Genomic DNA, 12,817 nt, shown 5'->3' with positions numbered 1-12,817 from the left:
ACGCACACGTTGACGCCCCGGGCCACGCCGACTACATCAAGAACATGATCACCGGCGCTGCTCAGATGGACGGCGCAATCCTGGTTGTCGCTGCAACTGACGGCCCAATGCCACAGACCCGTGAGCACGTTCTTCTGGCTCGCCAGGTTGGCGTTCCTTACATCCTCGTTGCACTGAACAAGTGCGACATGGTTGATGATGAGGAAATCATCGAGCTCGTCGAGATGGAAGTTCGCGAGCTTCTCGCTGAGCAGGACTACGACGAAGATGCTCCAATCGTTCACATCTCCGCACTCGGCGCCCTGAACGGCGAAGAGAAGTGGACCAACGCGATCCTCGAGCTCATGGCTGCTTGCGACGAGTCCATCCCGGACCCAGAGCGCGAGACCGAGAAGCCATTCCTCATGCCTATCGAGGACATCTTCACCATTACCGGTCGTGGCACCGTTGTCACCGGTCGTGTTGAGCGCGGTACCCTGAATGTCAACGATGACGTTGAGATCATCGGCATCAAGGAAAAGTCCACTCAGACCACCGTCACCGGTATCGAGATGTTCCGCAAGCTGCTCGACTCTGCTGAGGCTGGCGACAACTGTGGCCTGCTGCTCCGCGGTATCAAGCGCGAAGACATCGAGCGTGGCCAGGTCATCATCAAGCCAGGCGCCTACGCACCTCACACCGAGTTCGAGGGCTCTGTCTACATCCTGTCCAAGGACGAGGGTGGCCGCCACACCCCATTCTTCGACAACTACCGTCCACAGTTCTACTTCCGCACCACCGACGTTACCGGTGTTGTGAAGCTTCCTGAGGGCACCGAGATGGTCATGCCAGGCGACAACGTCGACATGTCCGTCACCCTGATCCAGCCAGTCGCAATGGACGAGGGCCTGCGTTTCGCTATCCGCGAAGGCTCCCGCACCGTTGGCGCCGGCCGCGTCACCAAGATCATCAAGTAATGATCTCTTCAGATCCCATGACCTCCGGGTTGTGAAGATCTGAAACCTTAAAGGTCCAGAGCATTTATGCTCTGGACCTTTTTGCATCCCACCCAGGTTTCCCTTTCCCCGACGCTCTCCCATAATGTGGGAGCGATGAAGGACCCCACACGTATCCCTGCTGTTCTGGAAGAACTCCGCGCCACCTGGGAAGGACAACCAGACCTCTCCCTGGCCACACTCTTCGGGATCCTGGAAAACAAGGGCATCGGATGGGGTGCAGATGACGCGGAACTTGTTCTCGCACTCCAACAGATGCGCCACCAACAGCCAGCCCGGATCGGCCCGGAGATCAGCAGCCGATTCGTGGTGAACACCAGTGGTCCGGATTCCCGCATCACCATTGACCCCTACCGCATCGTGCTTCGACGTCTCCTGCCCCGCGGTCAACATACCCAGCCCGGCGTGTGGGACTACGACACCATTGATAAGTGCGAGGTCGGTGCACCACTGAGAATCACCGATGCCGGCGGGATCAACCACCGACTCGGTGTGGTGGACAGCATTGAACTGGTCAGTGACACACCAGAGCGTTATGCCGCTGGTCTTGGGGGAGTGACCCGAGAGCTTATCGACACCCAGGTCCTGCTTTTCCAAGTGTCCGGGGAACGCACGGTGGTGCTCGACCGGACCTTGAATATCTTCACGGCCCGGGGACGTGAACTACACCAGGAGAAACTCAGATGGAAGAAACTCATCCAGGCTAAACCAGGGGAATCGTTACTGATCGCAAGGGCTGGAAACAATGAGGTACTGGACCTCGGAGTGGTGGAACACTGCTTCCACCTGGAGGGCTAGAGCTTTGTCCTGAAGGTGGAACTGAACCGGGCGCGGTACTCCGAGGGGGTGCTGTGTAGCCGACGTTCAAAGACCCTCCGCATGCTGTCATCGCTGGAGAACCCTGATTTCCGGGCAGCAGCTGTCACAGTATTGCCATCCAGGATCAGCTGCTGGGCGATACTCAGACGGAACTGCTCCAGCCATCCGGTCGGGGTGGTGCCCAGTTCCTCCTTGAAAAGCCTGCCCAGGTGCCGGGGGCTGACTGCGGCTTCCTGGGCGAGACTTGCGATGGAGTGGTTCTTGGCCGGGTGGGTGCGGACCACCTCCAAGACTTTCTGCAAGATCGGGTTGCTCACCGAAGGGGCATTGGTGGCTGCAGCATATTGGGACTGGCCACCGGGACGGTGCATGAACATCACCATGTCACGGGCGATCCTCCGGGCGACATCTGCACCCTGATCCTCCTCGATCAACGAGAGGGAGAGGTCAATGCCGGCGGTAATGCCAGCGGAGGTGATGAATTTTCCATCGTGGACATGCAGGGTATCCGGTTGGACGCGTACCAGGGGGAAGCGTCGGGCCAGATCCAGAGCATTCTTCCAGTGGGTGGTCACGCGTCTGCGGTTTAATAATCCGAGCTCAGCGAGGATGAAGGCGCCCGTGCACACACTGGCCACGCGTTGGGGGCCGTTAGCGAGGTGGCGGGCGGCGTCGAGCAGCTCTGTGGGGATGGGGGAGTTGGGCAGTTCATCAGCACCGGCGATGATGACGGTGTTGAAGTCCGTGGGATTGGCAGATAGTGCTGGTTGGGTGGAGCTGATGGCGATGCCGGTTGCCGTCATGACCTCGCCGCCACCGGGGGAGAGCAGGGTGAGTTCATAGCCCTCGGCGCGGCTCAGGGCTTCGGCGGGACCAGAGACATCGAGCATGGTCACGCCGTCATAGATTAACAGTGCAATTTTTCTCATGGTTTTCCGAAGCGAGGTAGGGGAGTGGGTGCGGAACGCTGATATGTCCGAATCCTCAAGATTTATGGCCGATAGGACATGGCAATAGCCTAGCTCACTTGAGAGACTGGTGTGTGATGTCGGTAACACTGAGATGCCGATGGGAAAATCTACGAGGAGTAAGAATGTCTGAGAGAATCGCCAGCGCAGAACTACGCTCAAAGGTCATGTCCGCCGAAGAGGCAGCCCAGTTCATCAACGACGGTGACACCGTGGGAATGTCCGGCTTCACCGGTGCGGCCTACCCGAAGGCCCTGCCAACAGCCATCGCCAACCGCGCCAAGGAGTTCCACGCCAAAGGTGACCCTTATGGCATCAACATGCTCACCGGCGCCTCGACCGCTCCCGACTGTGATGGTGTTCTCGCCGAAGCCGATGCCATCTACTACCGAATGCCGTACCAGTCTGACCCCGAGATGCGTGGCAAGATCAACGCCGGCCAGATGAAGTACCAGGACATCCACCTCTCCCACTCCGGCCTCCAGGTGGAGCAGGGTTTCTTCGGTGAACTTGATGTCGCGATCGTTGAGGTCTGCCGCATCACCGAAGAGGGACACCTCGTGCCATCCTCCGGTGTCGGTAACAACATGGAGTACCTGGAGTCAGCCAAGAAGATCATCATCGAGGTCAACTCCTGGCAGTCCCTGGAGCTGGAGGGCATGGCGGATATCTACCGCGTGCCACACCTGCCCAACCGCACCCCGATCCCGATCAACAACGTCAATGACCGTATCGGTGAAACCTTCATCAACATTGACACCAACAAGGTTGTCGCCATCGTGGAGACCGATGCGCCAGACCGCAACAGCCCCTTCAAGCCTTTCGACGAGACCTCCAAGCAGATCGCCGGACACTTCCTTGACTTCCTCGAGGGGGAAGTGACTGCAGGGCGCCTGACCTATGACGGCTACATCATGCAGTCCGGCGTGGGTAATGTCCCGAACGCGGTGATGGCAGGCCTGCTGGACTCCAAGTTTGAAAACATCAAGGCCTACACTGAGGTTGTGCAGGACGGCATGCTCGACCTCATTGACGCCGGCAAGATGACCCAGGCGTCCGCAACCTCCTTCGCACTCTCCCCGGAGTATGCGGAGAAGATGAACCGCGAAGCCGGTACCTACCGCAAGAGTCTGGTGCTGCGCCCACTGCAGATCTCCAACAGTCCGGAGGTCATCCGCCGCATGGGCCTGATCGCCTCCAACGGCATGATCGAGGCCGACATCTACGGTAACGTCAACTCCACCCACGTGGCAGGTACCCGCATCATGAACGGGATCGGCGGCTCCGGCGACTTCACCCGCAACGCCTTCGCCTCCACCTTCATCTCCCCATCGATGGCCAAGGGGGATGCGATCTCCGCGATCGTTCCATTCGCCTCCCATATCGACCACACCGAGCATGACGCCATGGTCGTTGTCACCGAATACGGCTACGCGGACCTTCGTGGCCTCTCACCACGTGAGCGTGCCCCGAAGATGATCTCCGTGGCACATCCTGAGTACCGACCACTCCTGGAGGAGTACTTCGAGCGCGCCTCCAAGAACAAGTACCAGCAGACCCCACACGATCTGCGCACCGCACTCAGCTTCCACATCAACCTGGATGAGAAGGGCACGATGAAGGGCTGAACCCCTGTCGCTGCACTGCACTTTCCCCCTGTCTTCCCTCATTATGGGCAGACCGGGGGATTCGTGTTTTTTTCAGAAGGCCGTCGCGAATTCTGGAATTGGTGATGAATTACAAATTTGCCATTTAAGGAGCCATGTGAATGGGGAGGTGAGTGATGAAAGCAACAGTGCGGGAAAACTATCGAATAACACAATGTTTCTGCAGATAGGGGTTGTATTCCAGATGACTATGTGGTTAACTACTTAGGTTGCTTTAACACGGCATGGATTCTTGTGTGCCTCCACCTGCAAAGATGGATGCCCACGGCGAAGGAAATGTCCGCTGGTAGAGCAAACATGACACCTTCATTGGGGTCGAGGATCGCAGTGGTTTTCCACTGGGTGATTCAACTCCAGGAGGTCCACTGAAGCCGGGTGACCGGTGAAGGCGGAACCGGAGAAGGGGCATGGCAAATAAACAGCGGCAGTTACGTTAGGGCCACGCTATACGCATTTAGGTCCCTTCCGATTTCCCGACTAGCGCATTAAGCGTTATTCAGGGTCAATTGTGGCGCATTTGTTTGCACAGCGCCCGTGATCCATGTCAGACACAGTTGACAGTCAGGTTAAACACTGGCGTTGCGCCCGAGCCCCAAGCCCGGACAACGTTATAGAGAAAGAATGAAGCGAATTCCCACCGCTCTCCAATTGGAAGATGTGGGACGAGCGAGGAAGAGGATTAGCGTGGCGGGACAAAAAATCCGCATTAGGCTCAAGGCCTACGACCACGAAGCGATTGATGCGTCTGCACGCAAGATCGTTGAGACGGTCACCCGCACGGGTGCCCGAGTCGTTGGACCGGTGCCTTTGCCTACCGAAAAGAACGTATACGCCGTTATTCGTTCTCCCCATAAGTACAAGGACTCTCGCGAGCACTTCGAGATGCGCACCCATAAGCGCCTGATCGACATCCTCGACCCGACGCCGAAGACTGTTGATGCCCTTATGCGCATCGACCTTCCGGCCAGCGTCGACGTGAATATTCAGTGATCGACGGAACTTTGGCAGCGGAGAATAAATAATGAGTGAAAACGAGATCAAGGGCATTCTGGGCACCAAGCTCGGCATGACTCAGATCTTCGACGAGGAAAACCGCGTTATCCCGGTTACCGTCGTTGAAGCTGGTCCATGCGTAGTTTCCCAGATTCGCACCGTTGAGACCGATGGCTACAACGCCATCCAGATCGCCTACGGCGAAATCGACCCACGTAAGGTGAACCAGCCACAGGCCGGTCACTACAAGAAGGCAGGCGTTACCCCCCGCCGCCACGTCACCGAGATTCGTATGGACGATGTCTCCGGTTACGAGGTCGGACAGGACGTCACCGTCGAACTGTTCAACGACGTTAAGTTCGTTGACGTTACCGGTACCTCCAAGGGTAAGGGCTACGCCGGCGGCATGAAGCGCCACGGCTTTGCCGGACAGGGTGCAGGCCACGGTAACCAGGCTGCTCACCGCCGCGTTGGTGGCATTGGTGCAGCAGCTACCCCAGGTCGCATCTTCAAGGGCAAGCGTATGGCTGGCCGCATGGGTAATGACCGCGTCACCACCCAGAACCTCAAGGTTCAGAAGATTGACGCCGATGCCAACCTCATCCTGATCAAGGGTGCGATCCCGGGCAACCGTGGCGGCATCGTTACCGTTAAGACCGCAGTGAAGGGCGGTGCACACGCATGACGAATCTGAAGCTGGATGTTCAGACCGCTGATGGAAACATCGACGGCTCTGTCGAACTCCCTGCAGAGATTTTTAACCGTGAGGTTTCCGTCGCTCTGCTGCACCAGGTTGTCATCGCACAGCTTGCAGCAGCTCGACAGGGTACCCACTCCACCAAGACCCGTGCTGAGGTACGTGGCGGCGGCCGTAAGCCGTTCCGTCAGAAGGGAACCGGTCGTGCCCGTCAGGGTTCGATCCGTGCTCCTCACTTCACCGGTGGTGGCATCTCCCACGGCCCTAAGCCACGCGACTACGCGCAGCGTACCCCTAAGAAGATGATCAAGGCCGCCCTCTTCGGCGCCCTGTCCGATCGTGCACGCACTGATCGTATCCACGTCATCTCTGAACTGGTACCAGGCCAGACCCCTTCGACTAAGTCTGCAAAGGCTTTCATCGAGCGTCTGACCGAGCGCAAGTCCGTCCTGCTGGTTCTCGGCCGTGAGGACCTTAACGCACACAAGAGTGCCAACAACCTGCCTGGCGTCCACATCCTGGCCGCTGATCAGCTGAACACCTACGACGTTGTCAACGCTGACGACATCGTGTTCTCCGTTGAGGCTCTCCACACCTTCATCAACCGCGCTACTGGTGCGGCACAGGAGGAGCAGAACTAATGGCTACTATCGCCAACCCACGCGACATCATCCTCGCACCGGTCGTTTCTGAGAAGTCCTACGGCCTCATGGAGCAGAACGTTTACACGTTCTTCGTCGACCGTGACGCCAACAAGACCCAGATCAAGATTGCTGTCGAAGAGATCTTCGGCGTCAAGGTTGCTTCTGTGAACACTGTCAGCCGTGAGGGCAAGCGCAAGCGCTCCCGCTCCGGCTTCGGTGTCCGCAAGGCCACCAAGCGCGCCTACGTCACTCTTCGTGAGGGCAGCGACTCCATCGACATCTTCAACGGCTCCGTCGCTTAAGACGTCGATAGAAAAGGACACATTATGGCTATTCGTAAGTACAAGCCGACAACCCCGGGTCGCCGCGCAAGCTCCGTTTCCATGTTCTCGGAGATCACCCGTTCGACCCCTGAGAAGTCACTGCTTCGCCCGATCCACAAGACCGGCGGCCGTAACTCTCATGGTCACATCACCACCCGTCACCGCGGTGGTGGACACAAGCGTCGTTACCGCGTCATCGACTTCCGTCGCAATGACAAGGACGGCGTCCTGGCAAAGGTCGCTCACATCGAGTACGACCCGAACCGTACCGCCAACATTGCACTGCTTCACTACTTCGATGGCGAGAAGCGTTACATCCTCGCTCCGAAGGGTCTGACCCAGGGCACTGTCGTCGAGTCCGGCGCCAACGCCGACATCAAGGTTGGCAACAACCTGCCACTGCGCAACATCCCAACCGGTACCACCATCCACAACGTGGAGCTGAAGCCGGGCGCTGGAGCAAAGCTGGCTCGTTCAGCAGGCTCCTCCGTGCAGCTGCTCGGTAAGGAAGGCGCCTACGCAGTTCTGCGTATGCCATCCACCGAGATCCGCCGCGTGGACATCCGCTGCCGTGCCACCATCGGTGAGGTCGGCAACGCTGACCAGATCAACATCCGTTGGGGCAAGGCCGGCCGTATGCGCTGGAAGGGATGGCGTCCGTCCGTCCGAGGTGTCGTCATGAACCCGGTCGACCACCCACACGGTGGTGGTGAGGGTAAGACCTCTGGTGGTCGTCACCCTGTGTCCCCATGGGGACAGAAGGAAGGCCGCACCCGCCGTCCTAAGCGTTACAGCGATGACATGATTGTCCGTCGCCGTCGCGCTAACAAGAACAAGAAGCGCTAAGAGGAGGTAACGAAGAATGCCACGCAGCCTTAAAAAGGGCCCGTTCGTCGATGAGCACCTCCTCAACAAGGTAGACGCTCAGAACGAAAAGGGTACCAAGCAGGTTATCAAGACCTGGTCCCGCCGTTCCACCATTCTCCCCGATTTCATCGGTCACACCTTTGCTGTCCATGATGGACGCAAGCACGTGCCGGTTTTCGTGGACGATGCCATGGTCGGCCACAAGCTGGGCGAGTTCGCCCCAACCAAGACCTTCAAGGGTCACATCAAGGACGATAAGAAGGGACGCCGATAAGCGATGAGTGACAACATCACTTCCGCACGCGCGACTGCTCGCTTCGTCCGGGTCAGCCCGATGAAGGCACGTCGTGTCATCGATCTGGTTCGCGGCAAGACCGTAACCGAGGCACTGTCCATCCTGAAGTATGCTCCGCAGGCCGCTTCCGAGCCTGTAGCCAAGGTCGTTGCTTCTGCAGCTGCCAACGCTGAGAACAACTTCGGTCTGGATCCACGCACCCTGGTCATCTCCGAGGCTTACGCCGATGAGGGTCCAACCATGAAGCGTTTCCAGCCTCGTGCTCAGGGTCGTGCATTCCAGATCCGTAAGCGCAGCAGCCACATCACCGTGGTCGTTGAAAGCCAGAAGGAAGGAGCCAACTAGTGGGCCAGAAGATTCATCCACACGGCCTCCGATTGGGCATCACTTCCGACTGGAAGTCCCATTGGTACGCCGATCAGTCCTACGCTGACTACGTCGCCGAGGACATCAAGATTCGCGATTTCCTGTCTAAGGGTCTCGACCGCGCCGGCATCGCCGACGTCGTCATCGAGCGCACCCGCGACCGCGTTCGCGTTGACATCCACACTGCACGCCCAGGCATCGTCATTGGCCGTCGTGGTGCTGAGGCAGACCGCATCCGTCGTGAGCTCGAGAAGCTCACCAAGAAGCAGGTTGCCCTCAACATCCTCGAGGTCAAGAACATCGACGCCAACGCGAAGCTGGTGGCACAGTCCATCGCTGAGCAGCTGACCAACCGTGTGGCATTCCGCCGTGCAATGCGTAAGGCTATCCAGTCCGCAATGCGCCAGCCACAGGTCAAGGGCATCAAGGTTGTTTGTTCAGGTCGTCTCGGCGGCGCCGAGATGTCCCGTACCGAGCGCTACCACGAGGGTCGCGTTCCACTGCACACTCTCCGCGCAGAAATCGACTACGGAACCTTCGAGGCTCACACCACTTTCGGACGCATCGGCGTCAAGGTGTGGATCTACAAGGGTGACGTCGTTGGTGGACGTCGCGAGAGCGAGATCAATGCACCCGCAGAGCGCCGTGGTCGCGGCGACCGCAACGCACGTCCGCGTCGCGGTGGCCAGCGACGTCAGCGTGCTGAGCAGAAGCAGGAGGGCTAAACATGCTTATCCCTAAGCGCGTTAAGTACCGTCGCCAGCACCGCCCAACCCGTAGCGGTATCTCCAAGGGCGGCAACCGCGTCACCTTCGGTGAGTACGGCATCCAGGCTCTCGAGCCTGCCTACATCACCAACCGTCAGATTGAATCTGCACGTATTGCCATCAACCGCCACGTCAAGCGTGGTGGCAAGGTATGGATCAACATCTTCCCAGACCGTCCACTGACCCAGAAGCCACTCGGCGTTCGTATGGGTTCCGGTAAGGGTCCTGTGGAGAAGTGGGTCGCAAACGTTAAGCCGGGACGCATTCTCTTCGAGATGTCCTACCCGGATGAAGCAACTGCTCTTGAGGCCCTGCGCCGCGCTGGCCAGAAGCTTCCATGCAAGGTCCGTATCGTCAAGAGGGAGGATCAGCTCTAATGGCTATCGGTACCCCAGCACATGAGTTCCGTGAACTCAACGAGGAAGAACTGGTCACCCGCCTCAATGAGGCTAAGGAAGAACTGTTCAACCTTCGCTTCCAGCTTGCCACCGGCCAGCTGACCAACAACCGCCGCCTGCGCACGGTCAAGCGCGACATCGCCCGCATCTACACCGTTATTCGCGAGCGCGAGCTGGGCCTGTCCGTGGTTCCGGGAGCTGAGGCTTAATTATGAGTGAGGCAAACGTGAACAACAAGGAAAAGGGCGCCCGCAAGGTCCGCACCGGCTACGTGGTTTCTGACAAGATGCAGAAGACCATCGTCGTCGAGCTCGAGGACCGTAAGCAGCACGCTCTCTACGGCAAGATCCTTCGTTCCAACAAGAAGGTCAAGGCCCACGATGAGGAGAACACCGCCGGTATCGGCGACCTGGTCCGCATCGAGGAGACCCGTCCTCTGTCGAAGGACAAGAACTACCGTCTGATCGAGATCGTCGAAAAGGCTAAGTAGTCTGGGCGTCATCTACTGATGACCTCTTGCTATTCGCTTCAAGCGAATGCGTAACACCCCTGGTGGAATTTCCTTTTGGGAATCCACCAGGGGTGTTTCTTTGTCTTTATAACAGCCAAGTACTAGAAGCCAAAGACGAAGAATCCAGCTGTCAGCCAAATGATGGGGGACAGCAGGGCGAGGATTGCGCAGATACCCAAGACCCAACTCTTGGACTTGAAAGCGGTAAACAATGCATATCCAATGAGTGGAACGGCAATGATCGGGTAGATCCACTCACGGATGCCGTACCAGGAAATCGGGACGAGCCACAGGACATATCCGAGGATTGCGACAACTAGAACGCTAAGCCATGCAAAAATTGAAACAGTTTTTTGGTTTTCATGAGCCATCCAAATGTTCTTGATAGAAGGGGCATGGAGATTTAACCACCAACGTATCAAGAGTTTTTAGCTGGGGCTACAGCAGATATAGACGCATGTGAGTATCGATGTGTTCTGGGAGATCGCCGCGTCCAGAAAGAACGCCGTTGTCAACGAAGAAGTTAAAGGTGAAATAGTCCGTAACACCTTCGGCAGTAGATCGGCCGGCATGTCCGTAAACAACTTGGATTTCTGAATCTGACACTCTGGTGACGGATTCCACGGTCTTCATTTCAAAAGGAGCAGGACGAGCAACCATATGGCCGTCGATAAACAGCACCACCACGTCGGCGATCGCAGCACCCGTTCCAGCAGAACGTTCGGCGTCTCCATTGGAACCGTTGAGAACCACATAGCTCAGCTTGGAACAGGAATCGTAGCCGTTGTCGCCCATTTGGAAGTGATAAAACCAGTCAGGAACCTGCACGACGGAATCTGCAGATCCAGCTAGCTCACCAACTGGGGTGCGAGATTGTGCAAGATATGGCCCAAAATCCGAGGTGCGGGGATCCAAATTGCATTGCACAGGTGCAGTCGTGGGAGCAGACGTAGAGGTTGGGACAGCTGTTCCAGGTTCTGCCATTGCTGTCGACGTGACCGTAGCGGTTACCGTGGTGACATTTTCCGTGGATGTGTTCGTGGATGTATTCATGGACGTATCAGTGGATCGTTCATCGAGAGAAATACATCCGCCAAGCAGCGCCGTTAAAAGTACTGCACTGCTTCCGACGCTGAGACTTTTGAGTAGGGACATGACATCTACCTCCTAAAATAGGCGACTACTTAAGGTGGAAAAACAAGCTGATTGTTATATCGCGAATCACACCTATATTGTTCCTTATTAACACGCAACACGGATTTGAATTCGGGGGTAGGGGTGTGGTTAGATATACAGGTTGTCTGTGTAGGTCGGACTCGCGGTGCTTTTCCGAGTCGCGTTTCCGAGACCCCTCGACGAGGCTGTAAAAGGCCAAGCGTTCGTTGCCCACATTCGTGGAGTATGTAGACATCTGTAGTACAAAGACCACGTGTGTTTGGGACGGAAATCCAGCACACATAATCCAGGTCAGGAGACCAGTAGTGATTCAGCAGGAATCGCGTCTGAAGATCGCCGACAACACTGGTGCACGTGAAATTCTGTGCATCCGAGTTCTCGGTGGATCCACCCGACGTTTTGCTGGCATTGGTGACGTCATCGTCGCCACTGTCAAGGAAGCAGCCCCAGGCGGCAACGTGAAGGCCGGCGAAATCGTCCGCGCAGTCATCGTCCGCACCAAGAAGGAGACCCGTCGTACCGATGGTTCTTATATCTCCTTCGATGAGAACGCAGCAGTCCTCATCAAGACTGACAACGAGCCACGCGGCACCCGTATCTTCGGACCAGTTGCTCGTGAGCTTCGTGAGAAGAAGTTCATGAAGATCGTTTCTCTCGCACCGGAGGTGATTTAAGTATGAAGATCCACAAGGGCGATATGGTTCTGGTCATCTCTGGTCCCGATAAGGGTGCCAAGGGCAAGGTCATTCAGGCTTTCCCACAGAATGACAAGGTCCTCGTAGAGGGCGTCAACCGCATCAAGAAGCACGTAGCTAACTCCGCACCAGAGCGTGGCGCAGAGTCCGGCGGCATCGTGACCCAGGAAGCTCCGATCCATGTCTCCAACGTCATGGTCATCGACTCCGAAGGAAACCCAAGTCGTATTGGTTTCCGCGTTGACGAGAACGGCAAGAAAGTCCGTATCTCTCGTCGCAACGGGAAGGACATCTAATGGCTGAGAACTACACCCCACGTCTCAAGACCCGTTACCAGGACGAGATCCGCACTAACCTGCAGACTGAGTTCTCTTTCGACAACGTCATGCAGATCCCAGGCGTCACCAAGATCGTTGTGAACATGGGCGTCGGCGACGCTGCTCGTGACTCCAAGATGATCAACGGTGCACTGGAGGACCTCACCGCGATCACCGGTCAGAAGCCACAGCTTCGCCGCGCGAAGAAGTCCATCGCTAACTTCAAGCTCCGTGAAGGCATGCCAATCGGCGCGAAGGTCACCCTCCGCGGCGACCGCATGTGGGAGTTCCTGGACCGTCTGCTGACCGTGGCCCTGCC

At 57.3% G+C, this 12,817-nt stretch carries 20 protein-coding genes; 17 read left to right on the top strand and 3 right to left on the bottom strand.

Features of this window, described 5'->3' with window-relative positions:
* The coding region (tuf, locus tag Q0M74_RS09555) for an elongation factor Tu (protein WP_293953780.1) at positions 1-956 on the top strand (956 nt) is incomplete at its 5' end.
* 135 nt (positions 957-1,091) lie between these two features.
* Complete coding sequence (locus Q0M74_RS09550; protein ID WP_293953778.1) at positions 1,092-1,793, top strand: hypothetical protein; 702 nt, start codon at positions 1,092-1,094, stop codon at positions 1,791-1,793.
* Here Q0M74_RS09550 and Q0M74_RS09545 read toward each other — a convergent pair.
* The gene (locus Q0M74_RS09545; RefSeq protein ID WP_293953776.1) at positions 1,790-2,743 is read right to left on the bottom strand and encodes a GlxA family transcriptional regulator; all 954 of its coding nucleotides are present in this window, start codon (positions 2,741-2,743) and stop codon (positions 1,790-1,792) included. The two genes, Q0M74_RS09550 and Q0M74_RS09545, sit on opposite strands and share 4 nt — an antisense overlap.
* Before the next feature lie 164 nt (positions 2,744-2,907).
* Between Q0M74_RS09545 and Q0M74_RS09540 the strand changes: the two genes are divergently transcribed.
* The 12 genes from Q0M74_RS09540 (at position 2,908) to rpsQ (ending at position 10,289) form a co-directional block, all read left to right on the top strand.
* On the top strand, positions 2,908-4,410 hold the full coding sequence (locus tag Q0M74_RS09540; protein WP_293953774.1) for an acetyl-CoA hydrolase/transferase family protein: 1,503 nt from the start codon (positions 2,908-2,910) through the stop codon (positions 4,408-4,410).
* Between the two features lie 723 nt (positions 4,411-5,133).
* Complete coding sequence (gene rpsJ, locus Q0M74_RS09535) at positions 5,134-5,439, top strand: 30S ribosomal protein S10 (protein ID WP_003854291.1); 306 nt, start codon at positions 5,134-5,136, stop codon at positions 5,437-5,439.
* A gap of 31 nt (positions 5,440-5,470) precedes the next feature.
* Complete coding sequence (gene rplC, locus Q0M74_RS09530; RefSeq protein ID WP_293953772.1) at positions 5,471-6,127, top strand: 50S ribosomal protein L3; 657 nt, start codon at positions 5,471-5,473, stop codon at positions 6,125-6,127.
* Positions 6,124-6,780, top strand: coding sequence for a 50S ribosomal protein L4 (rplD, locus tag Q0M74_RS09525; protein ID WP_293953770.1), 657 nt, complete (start codon positions 6,124-6,126; stop codon positions 6,778-6,780). Before rplC ends, rplD begins: the two co-directional genes overlap by 4 nt.
* Complete coding sequence (gene rplW / locus Q0M74_RS09520; protein ID WP_293953768.1) at positions 6,780-7,085, top strand: 50S ribosomal protein L23; 306 nt, start codon at positions 6,780-6,782, stop codon at positions 7,083-7,085. Before rplD ends, rplW begins: the two co-directional genes overlap by 1 nt.
* A 24-nt stretch (positions 7,086-7,109) precedes the next feature.
* Positions 7,110-7,952 (top strand): 50S ribosomal protein L2, encoded by an 843-nt coding sequence (gene rplB / locus Q0M74_RS09515; RefSeq protein ID WP_293953766.1) that lies wholly within the window; start codon positions 7,110-7,112, stop codon positions 7,950-7,952.
* A 16-nt stretch (positions 7,953-7,968) separates the two neighbouring features.
* Complete coding sequence (rpsS, locus tag Q0M74_RS09510) at positions 7,969-8,247, top strand: 30S ribosomal protein S19 (RefSeq protein WP_015650392.1); 279 nt, start codon at positions 7,969-7,971, stop codon at positions 8,245-8,247.
* A 3-nt stretch (positions 8,248-8,250) separates the two neighbouring features.
* Entirely contained in the window at positions 8,251-8,613 is a 363-nt protein-coding gene (gene rplV / locus Q0M74_RS09505) for a 50S ribosomal protein L22 (protein ID WP_293953764.1), read from the top strand.
* Positions 8,613-9,359 carry a 30S ribosomal protein S3 gene (gene rpsC / locus Q0M74_RS09500; protein ID WP_293953762.1) on the top strand — a complete coding sequence of 249 codons (747 nt, stop codon included), beginning with the start codon at positions 8,613-8,615 and terminating at the stop codon, positions 9,357-9,359. Before rplV ends, rpsC begins: the two co-directional genes overlap by 1 nt.
* Positions 9,360-9,361: 2 nt before the next feature.
* Positions 9,362-9,778, top strand: a complete 417-nt coding sequence (gene rplP / locus Q0M74_RS09495) for a 50S ribosomal protein L16 (protein WP_290278371.1) — start codon at positions 9,362-9,364, stop codon at positions 9,776-9,778.
* Positions 9,778-10,008: a 50S ribosomal protein L29 gene (gene rpmC / locus Q0M74_RS09490; protein ID WP_003854304.1), complete on the top strand. Its 231-nt coding sequence runs from the start codon at positions 9,778-9,780 to the stop codon at positions 10,006-10,008. The genes rplP and rpmC overlap by 1 nt, the downstream gene beginning before the upstream one ends.
* A 2-nt stretch (positions 10,009-10,010) precedes the next feature.
* The gene (gene rpsQ, locus Q0M74_RS09485) at positions 10,011-10,289 is read left to right on the top strand and encodes a 30S ribosomal protein S17 (RefSeq protein ID WP_293953760.1); all 279 of its coding nucleotides are present in this window, start codon (positions 10,011-10,013) and stop codon (positions 10,287-10,289) included.
* Between the two features lie 122 nt (positions 10,290-10,411).
* Here rpsQ and Q0M74_RS09480 read toward each other — a convergent pair whose 3' ends face one another.
* Both Q0M74_RS09480 and Q0M74_RS09475 read right to left on the bottom strand, forming a co-directional pair.
* The gene (locus tag Q0M74_RS09480; RefSeq protein WP_003860559.1) at positions 10,412-10,681 is read right to left on the bottom strand and encodes a hypothetical protein; all 270 of its coding nucleotides are present in this window, start codon (positions 10,679-10,681) and stop codon (positions 10,412-10,414) included.
* A 67-nt stretch (positions 10,682-10,748) separates the two neighbouring features.
* Positions 10,749-11,465, bottom strand: a complete 717-nt coding sequence (locus Q0M74_RS09475) for an LppP/LprE family lipoprotein (RefSeq protein WP_038582691.1) — start codon at positions 11,463-11,465, stop codon at positions 10,749-10,751.
* 326 nt (positions 11,466-11,791) lie between these two features.
* On the opposite strand from Q0M74_RS09475, the gene rplN reads away from it, so the two are divergent.
* The 3 genes from rplN to rplE form a co-directional block, all read left to right on the top strand.
* On the top strand, positions 11,792-12,160 hold the full coding sequence (gene rplN, locus Q0M74_RS09470; RefSeq protein WP_293953758.1) for a 50S ribosomal protein L14: 369 nt from the start codon (positions 11,792-11,794) through the stop codon (positions 12,158-12,160).
* A gap of 2 nt (positions 12,161-12,162) precedes the next feature.
* Complete coding sequence (gene rplX / locus Q0M74_RS09465; RefSeq protein WP_293953756.1) at positions 12,163-12,477, top strand: 50S ribosomal protein L24; 315 nt, start codon at positions 12,163-12,165, stop codon at positions 12,475-12,477.
* Positions 12,477-12,817: 50S ribosomal protein L5 (gene rplE / locus Q0M74_RS09460; protein WP_293953754.1), on the top strand; the 341-nt coding region annotated here is incomplete at its 3' end. The genes rplX and rplE, both read left to right, overlap by 1 nt.

This window comes from uncultured Corynebacterium sp. (assembly GCF_945649885.1).
Lineage (GTDB): Bacteria > Actinomycetota > Actinomycetes > Mycobacteriales > Mycobacteriaceae > Corynebacterium.
This window is presented reverse-complemented; position numbering and strand designations above follow the sequence as displayed.